This is a genomic window from Lentzea sp. NPDC036955, from assembly GCF_055608005.1.
Map to the genome: position 1 here is coordinate 272,897 of NZ_JBVJRC010000008.1, position 23,441 is coordinate 296,337.

20 protein-coding genes are annotated in these 23,441 nt (G+C 73.1%); 7 read left to right on the forward strand and 13 right to left on the reverse strand.

Annotation, left to right across the window (positions count from 1 at the left end):
• Positions 1 to 17: 17 nt before the first annotated feature.
• The 4 genes from ACZ7CF_RS28055 to ACZ7CF_RS28070 all read right to left on the reverse strand — a co-directional run bounded on the left by ACZ7CF_RS28055 (position 18) and on the right by ACZ7CF_RS28070 (position 5,002).
• Entirely contained in the window at positions 18 to 2,249 is a 2,232-nt protein-coding gene (locus ACZ7CF_RS28055) for a VWA domain-containing protein (protein WP_470370962.1), read from the reverse strand.
• 331 nt (positions 2,250 to 2,580) lie between these two features.
• Positions 2,581 to 3,552 (reverse strand): D-cysteine desulfhydrase family protein, encoded by a 972-nt coding sequence (locus tag ACZ7CF_RS28060; RefSeq protein ID WP_470370963.1) that lies wholly within the window; start codon positions 3,550 to 3,552, stop codon positions 2,581 to 2,583.
• Positions 3,553 to 3,588: 36 nt separating this feature from the next.
• The gene (locus tag ACZ7CF_RS28065) at positions 3,589 to 4,470 is read right to left on the reverse strand and encodes an ABC transporter substrate-binding protein (protein WP_470370964.1); all 882 of its coding nucleotides are present in this window, start codon (positions 4,468 to 4,470) and stop codon (positions 3,589 to 3,591) included.
• A 1-nt stretch (position 4,471) separates the two neighbouring features.
• On the reverse strand, positions 4,472 to 5,002 hold the full coding sequence (locus ACZ7CF_RS28070) for an NUDIX domain-containing protein (RefSeq protein ID WP_470370965.1): 531 nt from the start codon (positions 5,000 to 5,002) through the stop codon (positions 4,472 to 4,474).
• 180 nt (positions 5,003 to 5,182) lie between these two features.
• Here ACZ7CF_RS28070 and ACZ7CF_RS28075 point away from each other — a divergent pair, with 180 nt between their 5' ends.
• On the forward strand, positions 5,183 to 5,533 hold the full coding sequence (locus tag ACZ7CF_RS28075) for a hypothetical protein (protein ID WP_360391978.1): 351 nt from the start codon (positions 5,183 to 5,185) through the stop codon (positions 5,531 to 5,533).
• A 60-nt stretch (positions 5,534 to 5,593) separates the two neighbouring features.
• Here the strand turns inward: ACZ7CF_RS28075 and ACZ7CF_RS28080 are convergent, their stop codons facing one another.
• Positions 5,594 to 8,650: an NACHT domain-containing protein gene (locus ACZ7CF_RS28080; protein ID WP_360391975.1), complete on the reverse strand. Its 3,057-nt coding sequence runs from the start codon at positions 8,648 to 8,650 to the stop codon at positions 5,594 to 5,596.
• A gap of 204 nt (positions 8,651 to 8,854) precedes the next feature.
• Here ACZ7CF_RS28080 and ACZ7CF_RS28085 point away from each other — a divergent pair, with 204 nt between their 5' ends.
• The gene (locus ACZ7CF_RS28085; RefSeq protein ID WP_360391973.1) at positions 8,855 to 9,301 is read left to right on the forward strand and encodes a hypothetical protein; all 447 of its coding nucleotides are present in this window, start codon (positions 8,855 to 8,857) and stop codon (positions 9,299 to 9,301) included.
• 6 nt (positions 9,302 to 9,307) lie between these two features.
• Here the strand turns inward: ACZ7CF_RS28085 and ACZ7CF_RS28090 are convergent, their stop codons facing one another.
• The gene (locus tag ACZ7CF_RS28090) at positions 9,308 to 12,475 is read right to left on the reverse strand and encodes an AfsR/SARP family transcriptional regulator (protein WP_470370966.1); all 3,168 of its coding nucleotides are present in this window, start codon (positions 12,473 to 12,475) and stop codon (positions 9,308 to 9,310) included.
• 271 nt (positions 12,476 to 12,746) lie between these two features.
• Entirely contained in the window at positions 12,747 to 13,577 is an 831-nt protein-coding gene (locus tag ACZ7CF_RS28095; protein ID WP_360391969.1) for an alpha/beta fold hydrolase, read from the reverse strand.
• 288 nt (positions 13,578 to 13,865) lie between these two features.
• Here ACZ7CF_RS28095 and ACZ7CF_RS28100 point away from each other — a divergent pair, with 288 nt between their 5' ends.
• A complete protein-coding gene (locus ACZ7CF_RS28100; protein WP_470370967.1) occupies positions 13,866 to 14,744 on the forward strand; it encodes a cellulose binding domain-containing protein in 879 nt (292 codons plus the stop codon).
• Positions 14,745 to 14,789: 45 nt separating this feature from the next.
• Here ACZ7CF_RS28100 and ACZ7CF_RS28105 read toward each other — a convergent pair whose 3' ends face one another.
• Together ACZ7CF_RS28105 and ACZ7CF_RS28110 are read right to left on the reverse strand one after the other, a co-directional pair.
• Complete coding sequence (locus ACZ7CF_RS28105) at positions 14,790 to 15,377, reverse strand: SMI1/KNR4 family protein (protein ID WP_470370968.1); 588 nt, start codon at positions 15,375 to 15,377, stop codon at positions 14,790 to 14,792.
• Positions 15,374 to 16,123 carry a phosphotransferase gene (locus tag ACZ7CF_RS28110; RefSeq protein WP_458431080.1) on the reverse strand — a complete coding sequence of 250 codons (750 nt, stop codon included), beginning with the start codon at positions 16,121 to 16,123 and terminating at the stop codon, positions 15,374 to 15,376. Before ACZ7CF_RS28110 ends, ACZ7CF_RS28105 begins: the two co-directional genes overlap by 4 nt.
• Before the next feature lie 32 nt (positions 16,124 to 16,155).
• Here ACZ7CF_RS28110 and ACZ7CF_RS28115 point away from each other — a divergent pair, with 32 nt between their 5' ends.
• Positions 16,156 to 17,172 carry a hypothetical protein gene (locus ACZ7CF_RS28115; protein WP_470370969.1) on the forward strand — a complete coding sequence of 339 codons (1,017 nt, stop codon included), beginning with the start codon at positions 16,156 to 16,158 and terminating at the stop codon, positions 17,170 to 17,172.
• Here the strand turns inward: ACZ7CF_RS28115 and ACZ7CF_RS28120 are convergent.
• Entirely contained in the window at positions 17,162 to 18,520 is a 1,359-nt protein-coding gene (locus ACZ7CF_RS28120; RefSeq protein WP_458431083.1) for an IucA/IucC family protein, read from the reverse strand. The genes ACZ7CF_RS28115 and ACZ7CF_RS28120 overlap by 11 nt on opposite strands.
• Before the next feature lie 17 nt (positions 18,521 to 18,537).
• Here ACZ7CF_RS28120 and ACZ7CF_RS28125 point away from each other — a divergent pair, with 17 nt between their 5' ends.
• The 3 genes from ACZ7CF_RS28125 (at position 18,538) to ACZ7CF_RS28135 (ending at position 22,062) form a co-directional block, all read left to right on the forward strand.
• Positions 18,538 to 20,001 carry an IucA/IucC family protein gene (locus ACZ7CF_RS28125; protein WP_470370970.1) on the forward strand — a complete coding sequence of 488 codons (1,464 nt, stop codon included), beginning with the start codon at positions 18,538 to 18,540 and terminating at the stop codon, positions 19,999 to 20,001.
• A 68-nt stretch (positions 20,002 to 20,069) separates the two neighbouring features.
• The gene (locus ACZ7CF_RS28130; protein WP_360391945.1) at positions 20,070 to 21,413 is read left to right on the forward strand and encodes a TrkH family potassium uptake protein; all 1,344 of its coding nucleotides are present in this window, start codon (positions 20,070 to 20,072) and stop codon (positions 21,411 to 21,413) included.
• Positions 21,403 to 22,062, forward strand: coding sequence for a potassium channel family protein (locus ACZ7CF_RS28135; protein WP_360391942.1), 660 nt, complete (start codon positions 21,403 to 21,405; stop codon positions 22,060 to 22,062). The genes ACZ7CF_RS28130 and ACZ7CF_RS28135 overlap by 11 nt, the downstream gene beginning before the upstream one ends.
• Here ACZ7CF_RS28135 and ACZ7CF_RS28140 read toward each other — a convergent pair whose 3' ends face one another.
• The 3 genes from ACZ7CF_RS28140 to ACZ7CF_RS28150 are packed head-to-tail and all read right to left on the reverse strand — an operon-like array spanning position 22,063 to position 23,437.
• Positions 22,063 to 22,605: an alkaline shock response membrane anchor protein AmaP gene (locus tag ACZ7CF_RS28140; protein WP_470370971.1), complete on the reverse strand. Its 543-nt coding sequence runs from the start codon at positions 22,603 to 22,605 to the stop codon at positions 22,063 to 22,065.
• Positions 22,602 to 23,120 carry a DUF6286 domain-containing protein gene (locus ACZ7CF_RS28145; RefSeq protein WP_360391936.1) on the reverse strand — a complete coding sequence of 173 codons (519 nt, stop codon included), beginning with the start codon at positions 23,118 to 23,120 and terminating at the stop codon, positions 22,602 to 22,604. The genes ACZ7CF_RS28140 and ACZ7CF_RS28145 overlap by 4 nt, the downstream gene beginning before the upstream one ends.
• Positions 23,117 to 23,437, reverse strand: coding sequence for an Asp23/Gls24 family envelope stress response protein (locus ACZ7CF_RS28150; RefSeq protein WP_470370972.1), 321 nt, complete (start codon positions 23,435 to 23,437; stop codon positions 23,117 to 23,119). The genes ACZ7CF_RS28145 and ACZ7CF_RS28150 overlap by 4 nt, the downstream gene beginning before the upstream one ends.
• Positions 23,438 to 23,441 lie beyond the last annotated feature (4 nt).

Below are 23,441 nucleotides of genomic sequence, written 5' to 3' on the forward strand. Positions count from 1 at the left end.
CCTTCCGCTGCCCGCTGCTAGAGCAGGTGGTGGTTGCCGCCGGCGGACCGGTCGTCGGCGGGCTGGGTGGTCGCGTACGGGTCCTGCTGGTCACCGGGGAAGTCGGCGGACGCGTGCTCGTCGAGCACCTGGAGGGAGAGCGCGGGGCTCACGTCGACGCGGTCGCCGACGGTGAACCGCCTGGTCTCCCCGTACGGCGTGTGCAGCGTCAGCCGCCCTCCGCTGCGGTGCAGCACGTAGCTGTCGTCACCGCCGGCGGAGTGGGCGAGCTGCGGCACCCCCGCGCCGGCCTCCCCGAGGTGGAAGCGGAACCGCGCCGACGGCTGCTCCGGTGCCGCGAGGTCACCGCGCGACCGGTGTCCCTCGAAGAGGTGGACGACGAGTCCGCGGACGTCCCTGCGACGGCGCCACATGATGAACAGCACCAGCGCCGTCGTCGCGACCGCGGCGACCCCGACGGCGATCGCGATCTCCGTCAACGGCGGCGGCGTCGCGACGGTCGCGGTCAGCTGCCACTCGTAGATCACGGACGCGGGCTGCTCGTCGTCGACCACCCGCAGCGTCACCGCGTTGGCGCCCTCGACGGTGTCGGCTGCGAAGGTCAGGTCGAACTCGAACGTGCTGGTGCCCGACGGCGGCAGCTCCACGACGGTCTGCTCGCCGGGGATGGTCGCGAGCGTGCCGGGAGCGGGGTCCGCCACCAGAATTCTGGCCTTGCGCGCACGACCGGAGTTGTTGGTGATGGTGACGGACCCCTTCATCGACCCGCCGGGCGCGACCTTCCGGTCCGAGTTGCCGAACGTGCCGGTGGCGGTGAACACCGGGGGACCGCTGACGATCGCCGCCTCGACGGTCCTGGTGTCGCTGCTGACGCCGATGCCGGCCACCGTGCCGCTGAACTTCACCGACCCCTTCGCCTGGTCGGGGATCGTGGTCCTGCCGGTGTAGATGCCGTCCTGGCCGCGGCTGTCCCCGTTCTGCGCGTCGTCGTTGAGCACGATCGGCGTCGTGAAGCCGTCGCCCGTCACGTCGGCGGTGAACGAGAGGTCCGCGAGTGCGGCCGGGTCGGTGATCGAGCGGTTCCTGGTCTGCAGGCTCAGCGCGACCGTGACCTCCTCGCCGGGCCGCGGCGACGGCGGGTTCACGGTCATGCTCGACCGCACCGCACCCTGGTACATGACGACGGTGCTGACGTCGAGCGCGGGCACCCCCGGAGCGGAGGTGATCTTCACGGTCCACGGTCCCGGCAGCGGGTTCACGATCCGCAGCGCCTCCACGACGCCGTTCTCGCCGCTCACCTGGAACGTGGACCCGTCCTGCTCACCCGACTTCGGCACGGTCCGGTTCTGCGGGTCCACGTAGGACACCGAGACGCGGGAGTCGTGCTTGGTCACCAGGATCGACCCGTCGGTCGCGATCACCGGGATGGTGACCTTGGCCTCCGCGGTGCCGCCGCTGCTGAGCGGGGTGCGCTGGATCTCGCTTGCACCGACGCACCGCGCTGCCTGGAAGGCCTTGAGCAACGCCTGGGCGACGTCCGCGCTGCTGGTGACGACGGTGGCCGACGGCGTCGGCGACCTGGCCCCGCACCTGCCCTGGAAGGACTCCGCCGCGAACCGGTCGAGCTGCGCGCGGTCGACCTTGCCGAAGCCGAGCGGCCAGACCTGGACCTTCCTGGCGGCCGCCTCCTTGAGCGACTCGCCGATCTGCCGGGAGGCCTCCAGGTTGCGCTGGTTGCCGACGTTGTCCGTGCCGTACCGGGGGCTGTCGCTCACGTTCAGCTCGCCGTCGGTGAGGATGAAGATCAGCTTCGGGCCCTCCTCGTCACCCCGCAGGTAGTTGAGGGCTTGCTGCAGCGCCGCCGCGTGGTCGGTGCCGTCGCCCTGGCCCGCGGCCCGGCTGCGCAGGTTCCGCACGCAGTCGCTGAGCCGCTGGCGGTCCTGGGCGGTGGCGACGGTGCTCGGCGGGCACACCACGTCGACGGGGGACTGGGCACCGTTGTCGCTGCCGAAGCCGACGACGGCGATGGAGCTGGACGGTGCGACCTCGCCGAGCGCGATGAGCGCGGCGGCTTCGCGTTCCCTTTCCACGTCCTGCGCGCTGATGCTGCTCGACTCGTCGACCAGCACCACGATGTGCGCGGGGGTGATCACGGGTTCCGGTTGTTGTTGCTGGTGCCTTGCCGCGCCCGCCGTCAACGGCAACAGCAACGCCGCGGCCGTTGTGCAGGCGAGCACTGAGAGACGCATGAGTCAATTCACCCACTGACGCTGGTGGAATGGTGGACGGACAGGTCGCGGTATTTCGATCGGACCGGCCCACTGCCTCGTTACCGCACTTTCACCGGTGGTGGTCGGCGAAATAACAGCAGGTCAGCCTATTCCAGTGCACGTGGGTTGAATGTGGCTGCGCCGAGCGGGTGAAAAATTGAAGGCAGTGAAACGCGGTCACGCATGGTCGCGATTATGCCTGGTCGTCCAGCCGGGAGTCATGGACAAAAAATGGTCAACATCCGACCGGTCGTGATGTCAAGAACGCACGCGAAACGCACCGATAGGACACGTTTATGCGCAGCGCCGGTCAGAACTGGGCGACGGCTTCCGGGGCGTAGCCGTAGAAACCGGGCAGACCACCCGTGTGGAGGAACACGACGGGCTTCGCGAGCGCCGGGACGAGGCGCTCGAACGCCACCGCGGCCTTGCCCGTGTACACCGGGTCCAGGACCACCCCTTCGGTGGACGCGAACAGCTTCAGCGCGGCCCACACCTCGTCGGTCGGCACGCCGTAGCCGGGGCCGATCGTGTCGTCGGTGACGGTGACGTGGCCGAGTCGTGGGGCGGGGTGGCCGAGCAGGGCGGCGGCGCCGGTGGCGAGCTGGTGGAGCTCGGAGGTGGCGTCGGCCGCGCTGTGGGACACGCTGGCGGCGTGGACGGTGCCGGGCCAGCCGAGCAGTTCGGTGCCCAGCGCGATGCCCGCGGCGGTGGCGCCGGAGCCCTGGGGGACGACGACGCAGGCGTCGTCGATGCCGCGGGCGGTCAGCTGGGTGACGAGCTCGGTGGCGGCGGCGACGTAGCCGAGGGTGCCGAGGGCGTTCGAGCCGCCGACGGGGAGGGTGACGGCGCCGGGGTGGTTGACGCGGTCGTAGGTCTCGGCGGTCTCCTCGGCCGTGGCGCAGATGTGGACGTTCGCGCCGAACATGTGGTCGAGGACGACGTTGCCGGACCGCTCGTAGGCGGGGCCGGTCATCGGGACCTTGGCGGTGAGCACGAGCTCGCACCGCAGGCCGAGCTTGGCGCAGGCCGCGGCGGTCTGGCGGCCGTGGTTGGTCTGCAGCGCGCCGAACGTGATGACGGTGTCCGCGCCCTGCTCCAGGGCCGCGCCGAGGAGGAACTCGAGCTTGCGGAGCTTGTTGCCGCCGGCGCCCAGGCCGTTGACGTCGTCGCGCTTGAGCAGGACCTGCGGGCCGCCCAGTGCGGCGGTCAGGCGCGGGGCGTCCTCCAGCGGGGTCGGCCAGCCGCCCAGTGCCACGCGGGGGAATGCGCTCAGGTCCACGGGGCGAGCCTAGGGCCCGTGCCCCCAGGGGCCGCCTCAGGCCCGGCTGTCGCGAACCTGGACCTCGACACAGGCCCTGGTCGCCTCACCGGGCTCCAGGGCCGGGCCGACGCCGTGCAGCACCCGCGCCAGCACCTCGATGCCGCGCACGACCCGCGGGCCGGGGCGGTTGAAGTACGAGGGACCGTCCAGCACCCACGTCTCGGGGAACACCTGGTCGGGCAGCTCGGTCAGCGTTCGCCCGATCGGGAAGCCGCACGGGACGAGCAGCACGACGTCCGGCCGCGCCGCGTGCACGGCCTCCCACGTGGTCGGCCCAGTGTGCTCACCGGGAGCGGCGAGCAGCGGGACACCGCCTGCCTTGGTGATCTGCTCCGGCACCCAGTGCCCGGCGGGCCACACCGGGTCCAGCCACTCGATCGCGGCCACGCGCGGGCGGGACAGGCCCGCGGTCAGCCGTTCGACGTGGTCGATCCGGACGCGCAGGCGGTCGATCCGCTCGGCGCTGTCCACTCCGAGCACGTCGCCGACGGTCTTCAGGCAACCGAGGACCTCGTCCAGGGTGGAGGGTTCGAGGCTCAGCACCACCGGGCCGGCGTCCATCAGCCGCACGGCCGCGGACACGCTCTCGTAGGAGACCGCGCACACGTCGCACAGGTCCTGAGTGAGGACGACGTCGGGCTTGAGGTCGTGCAGCAGCTCCACGTCCAGGCCGAAGACCGACGAACCGCGGTGCACGGTCGCGGAGATCTCCCGGCTGCTCACCGCGTCCTGGTCGACCGCGGTGCTCGTGACCACCGGGACGTCCGCGACCGACGGCGGCCAGTCGCACTCGTGGGTGCGCCCGACGAGGTGTCCGGCGAGGCCCAGCTCGGCGACGATGTCGGTCGCGGCGGGCAGCAGCGAGACGATCCGCACCTCAGACCTCCCTGCCGAACTCGGCGTACCGCGTGGAACCGCTTTCCAGCGCGGCGAGGGCGAGGGTCAGCCGCCGGTGCAAAGAGGGGTAGATCCGCGGCCTGGCCTCGTCGAGTCCCAGGTACACCACGGACTCCAGCTCGGGGTCGTGCGCGACGGCACCGTCGAGCACCCCGCCGTCGAAGACGAACTGGTGGCAGTCGCGCCACACGCCGTTGCGCGGTGTCCAGTCCACGACGAGCAGCCGCCCGAGCGGGAGGTCGACGCCGAGCTCCTCGCGGACCTCCCTGCGCGCGGCGGCCTTCGGCGACTCGTCGTCCTCGGTCATGCCACCCGGGATGTCCAGCACGGACTTGTAGGTGGGCACCACGAACAGCACGCGTCCGGTGGAGTCGCGGACCAGCGCACCGCCGGCACCGGTCTTGGTGGGACGGCGGGAGGCGACACCGGGGTCGTGCTCGTGCTCGGGCGGACCCTCGTCGAGGACGTCCGCGGCGAACGCGGCGGGGTCGCCGCAGTGCTGTGCGGTCATACGCCGATGATCACACCAGTGGGTGATTCACGCGCGCACCGGCCCAGCCGTCCGTGCCTGGTGAGCGGCACCGCGGGTGATGACTGTGCGCAACCAAACGACCTGGGGAGTACGCTGGGCGCTGTAACTCCGTGCGATCAATCGCCGATGTTCGAGTCGACATCGGTGGAGGTGACGCCAATGGGGGCAACCGGTGCCGCCAAGCGCAGACACGAGGGACATTCGGCCCCGTGGTCCGTGGTCGGGCTGACCGTCGTGTTCGTGGTGGTGGCCCAGGTCCAGTTCGCCATCGCCCTCGCGGAGAAGGTCCTGTGGCCGGTCGCGACCGGCGTGCTGCTGCTGGCCGCGGCGGTCGCGTTCGTGAAGACGGCGCGCAGGCTGCGGTGGGAGGACAGCGACCCGTATGAGGTCCCGAGGGAGCCGGCCAGGCCGCTTCCGCAGGCCGGGTACGAGCCCCACGTCGACGCCGACGGCAGTCTCGCCCGCGCGGTCGGCGACGTGGTCCACGCCTCCCGGCGCTGGCGGGCCTGAGCACCCCGCACCCGGACCGGGCCGGACGACGGGGCGGCCCGGTCGTCGTGGCGCGCCCGCTCAGCCGAACAGGCCCAGCTCGTTCGCGACCGTGCCCGCCCGGTACACCAGGTCCGGCCGCACCTGCCCGACCGCCGCGAAGTCCACCGAGCCGAACAGCTCGCGCAGCCGCGGCGCGCAGTCCTCCCGCCCGCCCTCGTGCAGCCGCAGCAGCGCGTCCAGCATCGGCACCTCGTAGCTGCCCGGCGTCACCGCGGACCGCACCTCGTCGAACACCCCCAGCAGCTCGTCGTCGGGCCCGCCGCGGCCGACCCGGTCCCACAGCTGCGCCACGAACCCGCTGCTCGCGCTCAACCCGGTCTTGGCGAGCCTGCCCAGCGTCTCCGCGCTCACGGTGAGGTCGCGGCGCAGGCAGTCGAGCACCAGGTCGGGGAAGCGGTCGGCCCAGCACAGGTAGTGCCACGCCCGCTCGCCCGGCGCCACCGGTGAGGCGGCCAGCTGCACCAGCGCCCGCGCGTAGTCGACGTCGAACCGCACGTCCGGCAGCGCCTCGAAGGCGTGCTTGAACTCGTTGGCCGCCGGGTCGCCGGTGAACCGGGCGTCGAGCGCCGCCTCGCGCAGCGACACCCGCCGCGCCAGGCCGTCCAGCTCGACCGAGGTCGGCAGCGCCGTGCCGATCGCCAGCGTCACGTGCAGCGGGTCGTCCCACCGCACGTAGACCGACTCGATCAGGGTGCGCCACTCCGCGTCGGTCAGCTCCGCCTTCCACAGCCCCGCGAGCTTCGACCAGTTCCGCACGCCGAGCTCGCGCGACCCGCACACCCGCGCGAGCACGACGTGCAGCAGCACCAGGTTCAGGCTGTAGATGGCGTACCGCGCCGGTTCCTGCCGCGGCACCGGCAGGTAGGACTCCAGCGACCGCGGCCTGCGCATCCGCGAGAGCGAGAACAGCCGCTGCACCAGTGCTTTCAGCTCCTCGCGGTAGCGGGCGGCACCGGCCATCTCCACCAGGAACTCGATCACCGGGTTGCTGGAGGTCAGCGGCGCGAACGACAGCAGCGCCCACAGCATGCTGTCGTCGGGCTGGGCACCGGTGATCCGCCGCCCGGCCGACTCGCGCTCGCGCAGGTCGTTCAGCACCGTCCAGGTGAACCGCGCGACCAGGAACTCGCCGAACGTCGCGTGCAGGAACTCGTAGGTGTGCAGGCGGTGCTCGTCGCGGATCGCCATCGCGCACTGCACGAAGAAGAACCGCCCGACCACCCGGTCGCCCTCGCTCAGCGGCCGGCGGATGCCGTGCCTGGGCTGCGGCACACCGGGGTGCAGCAACGCCGTCATGTCCTCGTCGATCGCGTTGCCCGCCACCCACTTGGTGCCGCGCTGGAACATCGCGAACGCCACCACGGACAGCTTCTCCAGCTCCACCTCCACCGGGTCCTCGTCGGGGGCGGCGGTGTCGTGGCCCTTGTCCACCTCGCGGCGGGCGAAGCGGCGCAGCAGCTCCTCGTACAGGTCGACCTTGCCGAGGCTGTCCCGGTGCCGCTGCAGAGCGTTGCCGACGGCGTCGTACAACGCGAGCATCAGCAGCAGGAGCGGCTGCTCGGCGAGGTCGTGGTGGTCGAGCACGGCCTTGGCGGGCAACGGGACCAGCCCGTTCGCGGCGAAGTAGCCGGCGTTGGAGCCGTTCCACACCTCCAGCCACGCCTCGACGTTGGCGTCGCTGAACGGGACCAGCCGCAGCACGTCGGTGTCGAGCGGGATCCGCATGCCGCCCGCGACGCTGATCCGGCTGGTCACGACGAACGCGACCGGCCGTCCCGCGTCGGCGCAGTCCCGCTGGAAGGTCTGCACCCGGTCCAGGAAGTCGGTCTGCGTCACGCCGGTCGCCTGCAGCAGCTCGTCGAACCCGTCGAGCAGCACCACGGGCAGTGCGTCACCGGCCGCGCGCGCCATGGCCGTGAAGCTCACGTCCTCGTGCAGCGCGAGGCCCAGGCCCTGGTCGATCTGCCGGCGCAGGTCCGCCTCCGCCGCCGTGGCCCGCAGCTCCACCCGCACGGTCAGGAAGTCCGCGGCGGGCAGCCGCGCGGCGAGCACCTTCGTCAGCAGCGACTTGCCAGAACCGGGGTCGCCCAGCACCACCAGCGGGTGGGTCACGGCCTTCGGCGAGGTCAGGTGGCCGACCAGGTACCGGTAGAGGTCGGAGCGCGGCGGCTGGTCGCGCCACCAGCCGGACTCGGCCGGGTGGGCGTCCTCGGTCATGGCGACGACCTGGTAGTCGGGGTCGATGTAGGCGGTGCGGGTCAGCGGGATCTCCAGACCGGTCGGCACCTGGCCGGGGTCGATGATCGGCCGGTCCAGCACCGCCCGGTAGCGGGCGGCCAGCGCCGTGCGGCGGTCGTCGGGCGCGGCACCGACCCTGGTGCGGACCAGCGCCTCCTCCAGCCGGGCGAGGCCGGCGGAGACGTGCGCGTCGTGGTCGGCGTGCAACCAGAACGCCAGCTCCGGGTACTCGGCGCCGAGCTTGCGGACCAGCTCCTGGTACCGCTGCAGTGCGGTCAGGTGCAGATCGGACAGCAGCCGGGTGACCCGGACGCGCTGCTCACCCGTCAGCCGCGCCCAGACCGCCGTGCCCTCCAGCAGCTTCAGCAGGTCGCGGCACGCGCGCCGGTACTGGTCCTCGATCGTCCGCAGGTTCTGGGCGAAGGGCCGGCTCGCGCTCGGGAGCACGCCGTCGCCGTCGAAGACGCTGCTGAGCCCGACGAGCGTGTGCTGCTCGTCCTTGTGCAGGCCCAGCTCCGCGAACCGGAACGGCAGCTCGACCTGCTCGAACGCCTCGAACAACGCCACCACGACGATCACGGTGTGGGCGGCGTGCAGCCGTTCCGTCTGGCTGTGCCGGCTCAGGCCCGAGCGCCGCGCACCGGCCTTGACCAGCAGTTCCCTGCTCAACCGGACGAAGTCGGTCTTCGCGTCGAACCAGCCCAGCAGCTCGGTCACCCCGCCCGCGACCCCGCCCAGCAGGGCCAGGCCCACCAGCCGGTCGAGCGCGTCGACGAGCGCGCTCTCCTTCGTGCCGAGGAGCCGGACGGCGTCGGCGTAACTGTAGGTCTTGGCCACCCGTCAAACTCTTGCCGGGTGATCATGAAGTGGGGACGGCGGCTGCGCCGACAGGTCGTTCGGCTCCGATCAACGGTCGCCGCTGATCGGCCGAACGGACCAGTCGGGCTGAACCGGGGTCAAGGTTTTGCGCAAGGTTTTGGGCACGGCCCGCCGAGCAGGCTGTGCGGCGCAAGCAACCTTCGACCCTGAGGGGGGACGAACGTGAAGATCACTTCAGTCGCCGCGGTCGCGCTGTTCGCGGCCACGACGTCGTTCGCGCTGGTGGGGACGGCGAACGCCGCTGACGAGAAGCCGCTGCCGGTCACCACGGGCGCGGCGGACACCGACCAGTCCGGCGTCGGCATCATGGCCTGCTCCGGGCACGCGCACAGCAACAAGGACGCGCGCTCCGGCCAGCTGTTCGACGGCAGCAACGTCAACATCCGCCGCGGCCCGCACACCTCGTGCACGTCCGACGGCCAGGGCCAGCTCTCCCACAACGTCGACTACCACTGCTACGCCGTCGGCGACGCGGTGACCAGGAACGGCATCACCTACACCACGTGGACGTACCTGCGGGACACCACGACCGGGGTGCAGGGCTGGGTCAGCGACTCGCTGCTCGACCTGAACCCCAACGGGTCGCGCGGCAGCCTGGAGGCGTGCTGACCCCGGTCAGCCGCGGGTGAGCCGGGCCAGCAACGCCGCGGTGGCGGCGTGACCGAGGCGGTGGCCGGTGCCGAGGTGGATTCCCAGGGCCTCCTCGCCGCTGGCCACCGCCGCGTCGACGGCGCCGCACGCGGACCAGGCCTGGGCCAGTGCCGTGAGCGCGCGCCCGTGCAGGACCCGGAAACCGGCCTCGGCCGCCAGCGCGACCGCCTGCGCGGCGAGACCGGGGTCGGGGCAGCCGAGCGCCACCACCGCGGCGCTCAGCTCGACCAGGGACTCGACCTCGCCGCGCCGGCGACCGTCGGCGCGCGCGAGGTCGAGTGCGTGGCGGTGGCGTTCAGCGGCCTGGGCGAACCGGTTCCACCGGCGGTCGACGAGTCCCAGCGCGTTGTGGGCGTCGGCCTCCGCGGCCAGGCAGCCGGTCTCGCGGGCCAGGTCGAGCGCCTGCTCCGCGTGCACCTCCGCCCGGTCGTGCGCGCCCAGAGCGCAGTCGGCGAGCGCGAGCTGCGCGAATGCCGCCGCCTCCAGGCCGCGTGCGCCGAGGTCCAGGCGCAGCACGTCGGTGCAGAGCCGGAGTGAACGGGGGAGGTCGCCCAGCTCGAAGGCGATCCGGGCGAGCAGGCAGAGCCCGGTGGCCTCGCCGATCCGCGAGCCGTGTGCGCGGTGCAGGTCCACCGCGCGCTGGCAGTGGCGTTCGGCGAGACGCAGGTGACCCATCTCGTAGTAGACCTCGCCGAGGTCGCAGAGCACCCCGGCCTCGGGCACCTCCGCGCCGAGCGAGCGGACCACGGCCAGTGCGCTCGCGTGGCAGATGGCGGCGGCGCGCAACCGGCCGCGGTGGCGGTGCAGGGTGCCGAGGTGACCGAGCGCGGTGGCCCGCACCTCGTCCCAGCCGGTCCGTTCACCGAGCCGGCGGGCCTGCTCGAAGTGCTCCTCGGCGAGCGCGCGCTCGCCCAGTCCGAGCCGGGCCGTCGCGACCGCGAGGTGCAGCACGGCCTGCGCGCGCAGGTCACCGTCCACAACGGACGCCCGCAGCCCCGCGGTCGCCGTGTCGAGCAGGTCGTCGTGGTGCTCCCGCACGGAGAAGTAGCCGTGCAGCGCGTCCGCGAGCTCCCACACCAGCGGCCCGCTCCCGGTGCGGACCAGCGCGAGGAGGTTGTGCCGCTCGGTGTCCAGCCACGCCAGCGCCTCGGCGCGGCCGGTGAACGGCGAGCGCACCGGCGGCCACGGCAGGTGCGGCACCGCCGGGTGCACCAGCTCGGCGGCGGCACGGGCGGTGCCTAGGTACCAGCCGGCCAGCCGCCGCACCGCCGCCGGGTCCGCGCCGAGCTGCCGGGCGTAGAGCCGCAGCAGGTCGTGCATCGCGAACCGGTCCGGCGCGGTCTGCTCGACCAGGTGCGCGGTCCTGAGCACGTCCAGCAACCGGTGCGCGGCGGGCAGGTCCACCCCGGCCAGCGCGGCGGCCGCTGCGGCACCGTGGTCGGGGCCGGGGTGCCACCCGAGCAGCCGGAACAGCCGCGCCGCAGGCTCCGGCAACGCCCGGTAGGACCACGAGAACACGCTGCGCACCGCCGAGGCCGGGTCGCCGGGCACGTCCAGCGCACCGGGGTCCGCCAGCTCCGCCACCAGGTCCGCGAGCCCGGCCGCCCGTTCCGCGGCCACCCGCAACGCCAGCGGCAGCCCCGCACACCGCCGCACCAGCTCGGTCGCCGCCGGCAGCTCCGCGGCCACCCGCTCCGCCCCGAGCACCCGCCGCAACAGCTCCAGCGACTCGGCCGCACCGAGCCGCCCCACCGTGATCCGGCGCGCGCCGTCGCGGGCCACCAGTCCCGCGAGGTCGTCCCTGCTGGTCACGAGCACCGCGCAACCGGGCCGCCCCGGCAGCAGCGGCCGCACCTGCTCGGCCGACCGCGCGTTGTCCAGCAGCACCACCATCCGCCGCCCGGCCAGCGCCGACCGGTACAGCGCGGCCCGCTCGTCCACGCCGGGCGGGATCCGCTCCACCCCGAGCGCCCGCAGAAACCCCTCCAGCGCGGTGGACGGGGCCATCGGCTCCGCGGTGCCGTAGCCGTGCAGGTCCACGTACAGCTGCCCGTCGGGGAAGTCGCCGCCGTGCCGGTGCGCCCAGTGCACGACGAGCGCGGACTTCCCCACACCGCCGGTGCCCACGACGACCGACAGCCCGGGACCGAGCTCCCGCAACGCCTCCGCGCGCCCGACGAAGTGCGGGACACCGCGGGGCACCTGTGCCGGTGGCCGCGCCTCGGCGGGTGTCGTTCGGGGCGGTGCCACAGCTTCGGCGGGTGCCGCCGTGTCGGCTGACGCTGCGGTCGTGGCCGGTGCCGTCGCTTGGTCCGGTGCCACAGCCTCGGCTGGTGCCGCCTCTCCGGCTGGTGCCACCGCTCGGGCCCGTGCCGCCACTTCCACCGGTGCCGCCACCTCGGGCGCCTGCCGCAGCAACGCCGTGTGCAGCCGCCGCACCTCGGGCCCGGGATCGACACCGAGTGCCTCGGCCAGCCGGTCGCGCAGCCCCTGGTAAGCCGCGAGCGCCTCCGCCTGCCGCCCCGACCGGTACAGCGCCAGCATGAACTGCCCGGTCAGCCGCTCGTCCAGCGGGCGCTCGCGCACCGCCGCGGCCAGCCCGGTCACCAGCTCGCCGTGCAGTCCCAGCTCCAGCCGCAGGTCGATCCGGTCCAGCTCGGCGCAGAACCGGTGCGCTGCCAGGCCTTCCCGCACGTCGTCGAGCCACGGCGTGCTCAGCCCCGCGAACGCCGCACCCCGCCACAACCCCAGCGCCCGGTCGAACGCCGCCAGCCGGGCGGCCGGGTCCGGCTCGGCCCGCCCCCGCGCCAGCAACCGGTGGAACCGGTGCAGGTCGACGTTCTCCGGGTCCACGGCGAGCACGTACCCGCCGCAGCGCCGGGTGATCTCCACCTCCAGCCCGCGGCACGCCCGCCGCAGCCGGGACAGGTACGCGTACAACGTGTCGCGCCCCTGCCGCGGCACGGCGTCACCCCACGCCCGGTCCAGCAGCTGGTCCGCCGACACCACCTGGTTCGCGTCCACGAGCAACGCGGCCAGCACACACCGCCTTCGGCCGTGCCCGAGCTCGACGACCTGGTCCCCTCTCCCGGCCGTCACGGTCCCGAGCAGCCGGAACTCGACTCCCCCCATCCGATGTGCATAGCACGCCGATGGACCTGTCCGGGGCGGGTTCGGCAATTCGTTCGCCCGACGGGAGCAGCCGTGGCGCACAACGCCCCCGCACGACGGTTCCTGCCCAGGGCCTGTGTCGAAGTCCATGTTCGCGACAGCCGGGCCTGAGGCGGCCCCTGGGGGCACGGGCGGACAGCCCACATACAACACCGGTATGCGGGCTGTCCGCCCGCACCGCCAGGAACCACCTCAGGCGCGACTCTCATCGAACGGGACCTCGACACAGGCACTAGGCGTGCGAACGGACGTCCCGTCCCGATTCCACGCGCTGGTGGAACTCGGCGATGTGCCGCCACATCGCGACCGGGTTGGAGTACACGGGCAGGTGGCCGCTGTGCGGGATCTCGGCGAGCTGCACGCCGTTCGCGTCGAGCTTCGGCAGGTACGGCAGTGCCGCGTGCTCCTCGCCGTACAGGAACATCTTCGGGCACGGCAGCGACAGGAACCGCGTCAGCAGCTCACCCCGGTCGGACAGCTCCACCATGGACGAGAGGAGGCCGTGCGCGGCGGCGCGGCGGACCTTGTGCGGCAGGCTCGCGGCGTACAGGGCGCCGGCGTAGTGCGGCGTGCGGCGGACGTCGTCGGCGAACGCGGCGAGGAAGTCGCCGCGGTGCCCGGTGGTCGCCGGCCGGCTGAGGAAGCAGTCCTGCGGCGTCAGGTTGCCGTGCATGTTGACGAAGCTCAGCACCCGGCCGGGCTGGCGGTGGGCGAACAGCAGACCGGCCACGCCGCCCATCGAGTGGCCGACGAGGTGGAACCGGCCCAGACCCAGCCGGTCCGCGACCGCACGGGTGGTGTCGGCGAGGAACGGCAGGTCGACGGCGGCGAGGTCGGCGCATTCCGAGGCGCCGCAACCGGGTGCGTCGAAGGCGAGGACCGGCCGGTCGTGAAACGCCGGGCGCAGCACCACGTCCGCGTAGTCCTCTTTGGTGCCGCCGAACCCGTGCAGGAACACCACCGGGGCGAGCCGGCCGGTGCGGTGGGTGGTGGCGATCTTCAGGTTCACCCCGTTCACCCGGAGTCCCAGCAGTTCGTGGACGGTGGCGTGCTGTGGTGCCATGAGAGGCCTTTTCCCGACGCGGGCGCGGTCTGCGAACCGGGCGACAGCATGGCATTCCATGTGATCGCTCACAAGTAGTTGAACGATTGATCATCTTGGCGTGACACTGCTCGGCGGGGCTCGCGCGTCCCTGCGGCGAAAGGTGAATGTGAACGCGAACACCGACCGCTCGCGATCGGCGCTCCGTGATCGGTTCGTTGCTGGACGGCGTTGCCCCGCCTCGCGAAGATGAGGCGCGCACCCGCTCCGCACCCCGTTCCCCGACCAGCACCGGACCGCCACCTCCCGATGAGAAGACCCCTGCCGGCCGTCCTGCTCGCGGTGCTGCTGCTGACTGCCTGCAGCGCCGAGCCGACCCCGCCGCCGAACCCCAGCCGCCCCACGCCGACGTCGCCGGTCACCGACGTGCCGCTGCCGGAGGACGTCCCGCAGCTCGTGCGCGCGGTGCCGGACCCGGTCACGGTCGAGCTGGCCGACGGCACCCGGCTCCGCATCGCCCTGCTGGCACCGCCCGCCGGGTGCTGGGCGCCGCGGGCGCTGGCGTTCGCGCGCACCACGCTGCTGGCCCGCCCGGTGCTGGTCAAGAGCATCACGCCGGGCGAGGCCAGCCTGACCCTGGAGGACGGCACCGACTACGCGCTGCTCGCCGTGCGCGAGGGCGTGCTGCGCGCCCAGGACGCGGACGGCGGCCGGTACACCGACGCGGAAATGGCGGCGGCACAGGCGGATCGCGGCCTGTGGGGTCCGCCGTGCGACGGGATGGACGCACCCTGGTCGACCAAGGCGGTGGCACCCACACCGGTGACGACCACGCCGGCTCCCGTCCGCACCACGACACCACCGCGCCCGCCGTGCTCGGTCGGCTACGTGGTCACAGCGGAGTGGCAGGGCGGGTTCACCGCCGACGTGACGCTGCGCAACACCGGCACGTCCCCGGTCAACGGCTGGACGGTGGGCTGGACGTTCGGCAACGGCCAGGCCGTGACCCGGATGTGGCGGGCGAAGCTGTTGCGCGGCACCGGTTCCGTTCGCGCGATGAACGAGGACTACACCGCCGCGATCGCACCCGGCGGCACGGTGTCGTTCGGTTTCAACGGCAGCGTCCGCGCCGCCAACCCGGAACCGGCCGCGTTCACGCTCAACGGCAGCACCTGCGCGGTCGAGTAGGGCTCGCTCCACAAAGGACCGGTCGGTCCCGGGCCGCCCGAGTGGCTAGTGCCAGAAGATCCCGCCGTTCTCGACCCTCGCGCCGGGCAGCGCGGCCGCGGTGTGCTCCAGCAGCGCCGCGGTCGACGGGTACGTGTTGACGCCGTCGAACGCCGGGATCGACTGCGGGTCCAGCTGCCCGACCGCACCGCACCGGTCACCCGGCCGCAGCTCCACGACGAGGGCGCAGCCGGTGTCGTCGAGCGCGGTCGGCAGCCACGCCGGGTTCCACCCCCAGAACAGGTCCTCCTCGCCCTCCTCGACCTCGGACCAGTCCTCGTCGTCCTCGCCGGAGAAGTCGTCGATCTCGTCGGCCTGGCGCCGGGCGAGCTCGCCGGTCCGCCGCCGCCAGTCCTCGACCGCCCAGTCCAGCGGCAGCGGTATCCACCGCCGCGGCACCAGGAAGCTCGCCGGCCGCATGGACGTGCCGTCGTGCCGCAGCCACGACTCCACCAGGTCCGCGGGGAACCGGTGCCCGACCTCCTCCTCGGCGGCCGCGATGGCGGCGGCGGTCGCGGGCGGCCTCAGCACGTGCGCGACACCGTTGGCGCGGCACCAGTCCTCGATGCGGTCCCAGGACGTCGACACGGTCATCCCGTGATCATGCCCGGCATCGTCGTACGCACGTACTCGGCGTCGCGCAGGTACAACCGGTCGTGACCGTCGGCGATGTGGCGCGCGAACGCCCGGTCACCCGCGTCCGCCCGCGCGTGCATGAGCTCGACGAGCGCGGTGAGCCGTTCGGCGACCGCGGCCACCAGCCCCGAGCGGTCCGCCAGCCCGTAGGCGTCGCAGAACCTCGCCGCCCTGGCCGCCTGCCGCGCAGCGGTGCCGAACCCGTCGTGGTTGTCCGGGTGGGTGAGCGGCGCCCACCGGTACACCGCGTACGCCACGTCCCACAGCCGCGGCGCCGGGTGCGCGGTGTCGAAGTCGATCAGCGCGACCGCCGTCGTGCCGTCCAGCACGCAGTTGTAGGGCGCGAAGTCGCCGTGGCAGACCACTTCCGCAGGCTCTCGCACGGGCATCATCCAGCCGGTGCGGTGGTCGTAGCCGGCCGTGGCGTCGTGGTAGGACCGCAGCAGCCGTGCGGCGCTGACGAGTGCCTCCTCCGACCGCGCGGCGGGGGAGAGCGGGTAGTTGCAGACCTCGCCCGGGAAGAACGTGAGGACCTCGCGGCCCTCCTCGTCGATGCCGTGGAAGTCCGGCGCGCCGGTGAAACCGCGCTCACGCAGGTGCCGCAGCAGCCCGTGCACGCGCGGCGACCACGGGCCGACCGGGCGGCGCACCGTCTGACCGACGCGATAGACGTCGTTGATCCCTCCGCCTGTCAACCGTTCCACCGAACCACCCCGTCCGTGACACCATCACGCCCATGCCTGCACAGTGGCTCGCGGTCCGCGCCCACCTGCTCGAACACCGGCACGCCCTCGCGGTCAAGGCCGCCGCGGAGTACCCGGACGTGCCGAAGGTGGCCGGGACCCCGCTGCTCACCGCCGCCCACTGGACGCCGGCGCAACCGGTGCCGCTGCACGATCTCACGCTGGAGCTCAAGCAGGCCAACGAGTTCCGGCTCACGGCCGACGGGCTGCCGGAGGGTTTCCGCAGCTACTCCGAGGCGATGGCGGCACTGGTGGCGCCCGCGGTGTTCGAGAACCGGCCGACCTACCGGCTGCTCGGCTTCACCGGCCGGCACCTCACGTTCGGCATCGGGTCGTACTTCGACGGCATCGACGTGGGCGAGGCGTGCGCGCACGAGTACGCGGCGCGCGAGCTCGGGCACGCCGACGCGATGCTGTTGCGCGCCGCGGTCGGCGACCCGTGCGACCCGTCCCGGCGGCCGGTGAACGTCGCGATCAGCACGCTGACCATCCGGCACGACCGGGCCACCGGCGCGGCGACGTTCTTCCTGCACTGGCGGGACCCGCGCAAGGTCGGGCACGCGGGCGGGCTGTACCAGGTGCTGCCGGTCGGGGTGTTCCAGGCCGCCACCGACCCGGTGAACGACTTCTCGTTGTGGCGCTGCATGGTCCGCGAGTTCGCCGAGGAGCTGCTCGGCGCCCCCGAGGAGTACGCGGGTCCGGTCGACTACGACGGCTGGCCGTTCGCGCGGCGGCTGGCCGAGGTGCGCGTCTGGTACCTCGGAACGGGCGTGGACCCGTTGACGTTCGCGACGGACGTGCTCACGGTCGCGGTGTTCGACGCGGCGCTGTTCGACGAGCTGTTCGGGGACCTGGTGGCGCACAACGACGAGGGCCGCGTGCTGGCCGGTCTCGGCTTCACCGCCGAGAACGTCGAGCGGTTCGTCCACGACGAACCGACGCAGGCGGCGGGTGCGGCCCTGCTGGCGCTCGCGTGGCAACACCGGGAGACGCTGCTCGTCAGCGCCTGAACGGGTTGGGCAGGTGCGCCCACTCCTTCGTCGCTGGGTCGAGCCGCATCAGCGTGAGCGGTTTCGCGGGAATCGGGTCGTGCAGCAACGCGTGCCGGTCCGGCGTGTCCGGTACGGCGTCCGCGACGACCCGCCAGAGCTCGTCCGCCGGTGCCTCCAGCGCACCGACGAGCCCGGTCAGCGCGGTGGCGAAGAACGTGGCGAACGTCTTGGCGCGCAGCGCCTCCCGGTCGGCGTGCAGCCGGTGCGGCAGCTCCGGCCTGGGGCTGACCCGGATGTCCGCGAGGTCGCGGTAGACCAGCCGCCGCGGTCGCCCGTCCACGAGCCCGACCAGCAGGTTCTGCTCGTGCGCCTCCAGCGCCACACCCCTGGCCAGCAACGTCATGAGCGGCGGCACCGCCAGCGCGGCGAACTCCGCGAGCCACTCGACCGGGTCGCCGAGCCCGCGGATCGGCGGCTGTCCGCCGTCGACCGGGCGGGCCGTGAGCGCGGCAAGCGGCAGCAACGTCTCATCCCCGTGCACCACCGGCCGGTCCCGCAGGATGACGCCGAGCTCGCGGTCGGGTTGCCCGTCCACCAGCACCGCCGCGGCGGCCCGGTTGCGCTGCAGCTCGATGCCCTCGACCGTGCGCTCCAGGAACTCCGACACCTCGGTCGCGGTGACGATCGAGCCCGCCGAGATGTCCCGCACGGCCGAGGTGAGCTGCGCGCTCAGCGTCGTCTTCACGTGCCAGTCGCCCGCCGACAACGTCCGCAGGGCCATCAACGGGTGCGCGTCGAGCGTTCCGATCGAGTGAACTTCCTTACGCCCGGCCTGCCACGGGTGCACCGGCAGCAGGACCGCCCGGCCGTCCCGCAGCTCGTCCGGCCAGTCCCCGAACACCACGTGGTCCTCGGCCGGGTGCAGCCGCAACGCCACGACGGGCCGGTGCTCCGGCCCGTACGCGAGGTGGTCCGCGGCGGTGAACCCGGTCCGGTTGCGGCAGCACGGGTGCAGCGGGTGCCCGTCCACGACGCTCTGCTCGTGCTCCTCCAGCGACCGCCGCAGGAACGGCGTGGCCAGCGGTTTCGCCGTCCGCGCCAACGCCAGCCCCGCCACGCTGTGCGCGACCTCCCCGGCGAGCCGCTCACTGCCCGGCCACTGCCGCACGACGTCGGCGGGGTGCCCGGTGAGCCGCTCGACCGGCGGCACCGGCTCGACCGCGACCGCCCGCAGGAGCCGGGCGAGCACCGCCTCCCGCGCACCCGGCAGCCCGGTGAGGAACCGCTCGGCCCGCTCACCGTCCAGAGCGGCGGCGAATTCCGCCTCGACCTGCGTCTGCGTGAGAATGACGTGATCCTGACACATCGCCAGAGGGAACACAGGTGGAAGCGAACTCCGACCCCGACGGCATCACCGCGACCGCGTTGCTGAACTGCCTGCGCCGCGAGGTCGCCGAGGTGACCACCACCGCGGACCACCTCGTCCTCCGCCTCCCGCACACCGGCGCCGTGCTCCGCGCGCGGACCGGCCGCTGGCCGTCGTCCCCCGAGCTCCACTCCGGCACCTGGCACCCCGTCACCTGGCACGAGCTGGCCGCCCTGGTCGTGAAGGAGCTCGGCAGCGCCCCCGTCGGCTTCCTCGACGAGATCGCCGCCTCCCACTCCGCGATCGCCGCGATCCTCGCCGCCCGCGGCACCCCGCCCTCGGACCTCTACCAGCGCTCCGAACAGGCCCTCGTCGCCGGCCACCGCTACCACCCGGCCCCGAAGAGCCGCGGCACCCTCCCCGCCGCCGCCTGGCTGCCGTACGCACCGGAGACCCACGCGGAGTTCCGGTTGTCCGTGCTGACCGGCGACTTCGTGGACGCCGGCGAGGTGGACCTGCCACCCGGCACCCTCCCGGCCCACCCCCTGCAGCTCTCCCTGCTGGGCCTGCCCGCGGGGGCCGACGGCCCACCGGTCTGGCCGACCTCCTCCGTCCGCACGGTGTACGACCCGGCGGCCGACCTGTTCTACAAGTTCAGCCTCGACATCCAGATCACCAACGACGTCCGCCGCCTCTGGACCTACGACCTGCACTGGATCCCACCCCTGGCCGACGTGCTGAAACCGGTGTTCGCCGACATCGCCGCCACCCACCCCGGCACGGCCTTCCTGCTGGACCACGGCTACCGCACGTCCCCGGCGCACTTCGAGGGCCTGGCCGTGGTCGTCCGCGACGGCATCCGCCGCCACACCCGCCCCGGCGTCACCCCGCTGCTGGCAGCGGGCCTCGCCGAGGGCTTCCCCGGCAACCCGCTCGACGCGCTGACCGACCCCGCCGCCTGGTTCCGCGCGTACGTCGAGGCGGTCGTGCCCCCGGTGCTGCACGCGTTCTTCGCGCACGGCGTGGTGATGGAGAGCCACATGCAGAACGTCCTGGTGGGCGTGGACGCGACCGGCGTGCCCGTCCAGGCGTTCTACCGCGACCACGAGGGCATGCGCCTGCTGCCGTCGCACTCCGCGCTGCTGTCCGCAGTGGACGGTGACGTGCTCGGCGCCCGCGGCGTGTCCGAGGCGAAGGGGTGGGAGCGGCTGCAGTACTGCCTGATCGTCAACCACCTGGTGGAGATCGCCGGGGCGGTGCACGCGCGCCACCCCGGGGCCGACCTCTGGTCCGAGGCCCGCGCGGTGTTCGCCGCCTGCGCCGACGCCCACGGGTCACCACCGCAGCTGGTGTCGTTGCTGGAGAGCCCGGTCGTGCCGGCGAAGGCGAACCTGCTGCTGCGGTGGACCCGTGCGGAAGGGGCGGCGAGCCGGTACGTCGACTGCCCGAACCCGCTGCGCAGCACTTCGGTCCCGTCGTGAACGCGCACGGCTGACCCACCCGGGACGCTCGTGATCCGCACCCCCGGGACACCGCCTAGGCTGACCCGGTGATCTCCGGCCCGGTCATGTCCGGCTGGCGGCACCCCGCCCGCCTCGTCGTCCTCGCCTTCCTGGCCGCCACCGCCGTCGGGACGGTCCTGTTCCTGCTCCCCGTCGCCGCCGAGCCCGGCCGCACGACCTCGCCGCTGACCGCCCTGTTCACCGCGGTCTCCGGCATCACCGGCACGGGCCTGGCCGTGGTCGACACGGAGTCGCACTGGTCCACGTTCGGCGAGGTCACGCTGCTGGTGCTGTGCCAGGTCGGCGGCTTCGGCATCATGACCATGGCCTCGGTGCTGGCGTTGCTCGTGTCGCACCGGCTGGGGCTGCACATGCAGCTCACGGTGAAGACCGAGACGAACACGCTCAACCTCGGCCACGTCCGCCGGGTCATCGCGGGTGTGATCACGATCAGCCTGGTGGTCGAGGCGATCGGCGCGGTCGTGCTCGGCCTGCGGTTCTGGCTCGGCTACGGCATGTCGCCGCAGCGGGCCGCGTACGAGGGCGCGTTCCACTCGGTGTCGGCGTTCAACAGCGTCGGGCTCGCGCTCTACCCGGACAACCTCGTGCGGTTCGCGACGGACCCGTGGATCTGCCTCACGATCGTGGCGGTCGCCGTCACCGGCGGGCTCGGGTTCCCGGTGCTCTTCGAGGTCCTGCGCGGCCGGCGGCGGCGCCGGTGGTCGCTGCACACCAAGATCACCGTTCCCGTCTACCTCGGACTGATCGCGGCCGGCACGGCGGTGGTCCTGCTCGTCGAGTGGGGCAGGGCCGGCACGCTCGGGCCCTACGGCGTCGCCGACAAGCTGCTCATCGGCCTGTTCCACGGCGCCATGCCGGGCACCGCGGGGTTCAACACCATCGACATCGCCCAGCTGCAGCCGGCCACGATGCTGGTGCACGACGTGCTGATGTTCATCGGCGGCGGCAGCGCGGGCACGACGGGTGGCATCAAGGTCACCACGTTCGCGCTGCTCGCGTTCGTGCTGCTGGCCGAGGTGCGGGCCGAGCCGAGCGTGCACGTCATGGGCCGCAGGATCAGCGCGGAGGTCCAGCGCCAGGCCGTCACGGTCGCGCTGCTGGGCGTGGGCGTCGTGATCACGGCGACGCTGGTCCTGCTCGCCACCACCTCGTTCCGGCTCGACGACGTGCTGTTCGAGACGTCGTCGGCGTTCGGCGGGGTGGGCATGTCGACCGGGATCACGGCCGAGCTGCCGCCCGTGGCGCAGCTGGTGATCATCGTGCTGATGTTCGCCGGGCGGGTCGGGTCGATCACACTGGTGTCGGCGCTCGCGTTGCGCGAACGCCGGCGGCGCTACGAGCTACCCGAGGAGCGACCCATTGTCGGATAGGACATCCCGCGTCGTCGTGATCGGGCTGGGGCGGTTCGGCAGCTCGCTCGCGCTCGAGCTCGTCTCGCAGGGCGTCGAGGTCATGGCGGTCGACTCGGACGCCGCGCTGATCCAGCGGCACGCCGACAACCTCACCCACGCCGTCGTCGCCGACAGCACCGACGCCGAGGTCATGAGGCAGCTCGGGGTCGACGAGTTCGGGCGCGCGGTCGTGGGCATCGGCACGAACCTCGAAGCCAGCATCCTCACCGCCGCCGTCCTCGTGGACTTCGGCATCCCCACGATCTGGGCGAAGGCGATCAGCCACGAGCACCGCCGCATCCTCGAACGGATCGGCGTCCACCACGTCGTGCTGCCCGAGCACGAGATGGGGGAGCGGGTGGCGCACATGGTCACCGGGCGGATGCTCGACTTCATCGAGTTCGAGGACGACTACGCCATGGTCAAGCTGCGGCCGCCGCAGGACGTGGTCGGCCAGGCGCTGGGCAGGAGCAAGCTGCGGGCCAAGTACGACGTCACCGTCATCGGCGTCAAACGGGCAGGGGAGGGCTTCACCTACGCCACCGCCGAGACCGTGGTCCAGCCCGGCGACGTGCTCATCGTCGCCGGGAAGACCACGGACGTCGAACGGCTGGCCGACCAGGTCTGATCAGGACACCCGCGCCGCCGCGGCGGACGAGCCGGCCAGGCGGAACTCGACGGTCGCGGTGAGACCGGGCGACTCCAGCGCCTCCCGCAGCCGCGGCACGCCCTCGGAGTCGATGCGGCGCCGGATCTCCCGCAGGTCCGCGTCGGCGTGCGCGCGCACCACCAGGGCGAGCCGGGGCGCGGTGTGCGGACCGGTCAACGCGGCCTCCACCTTGCGCACACCGGGGTAGCCGCTGATCTCCTCGGCCAGCGGCGCCACCGCGACCCCGGTCGACATCCGCGTCGACCCGTCGTCACCGGACCAGCGCCACGTCGTCGCCAGCGTGCGGGGCACCTGCGCCACCAGCCACCGCGCGCACAGCAACCCGAGGACGACGGCCACCGCGGCGACCACCACGAGCACCCACGGCGGCGGCAGCTGCGTGCCCGGTACCAGCGGCGCCTGCGCGGACAGACCGGGGAAGCGGCCGAAGTGCGCGGCACCCGCGGCACCGCCTGCGGCCAGCAGCACCAGGCCGCACAGGAAGAGCAGCACACGGTTCACGACGCACCCCTGGAAGCCTTGACCCGCACCACGACCCGCGGTGTGCGGGCGAGCTCGATCTCCGCCAGCCGGCGCCGCACCGACTCGCGCACGACGTCGGCGAGGCCCTCGGTGTTGGTGCGCCGGGTGTGCACGGAGGCCTTCACCCGGCTGCGCCCCACCGTGACGGCCGCCGACTCGACGCCGTCCACCCGCGCGGCGGCCCGCACCGCGTTGCGCAGGCCCCGGCGCGACACCGACGTGCGCTCGTCCAGCGGCGCCGTCCGCGACCGTCCCGGCACGACCGCCGCCAGCACCAGCAGCAACCCGGCCACGGCCGCCACGGCAGCCGCGACCAGCACCTCCCGCGCGTCCCACCGCGTCCCGTTCAGGTACTCGGCCACGGCCGGGTAGGACACGAGCGGTGGTTCGCCCAGCGCGAGCTGGACCGCGCACACGGCGACCAGCACGCACGCGGCGAGCAGCACCAGCGCGACCAGGACCGCCGGCAGCGACCGGCGTGACCGGCGGGTCATCGCACCCTCCCGCTCACCTCGGCCGCCGTTCGCAGCACCGCTACCGACACGTCCACGACGGACACCGCCAGACCGGTGAGCAGCCCGACCCGTTCGACCAGGTGCGCGCGGACGGCAGCGGTCGTCGCCGGCACCGGTGCGGGGTAGTGCAGGTCGAGCCGCACGTCGAGCGCGGCCACCCCACCGGTCACGTGCGCGCTGGCGGTGGCACCGGCGACACCGGTCACCTCGTGCGCGGCACGGGTCGCGATCCGGCCGACCGCGCGCTCGGCCACCGTCGTGAGGCCGCGCTGCGGCGCGGCGAGCGTGGTCGTCATCGGC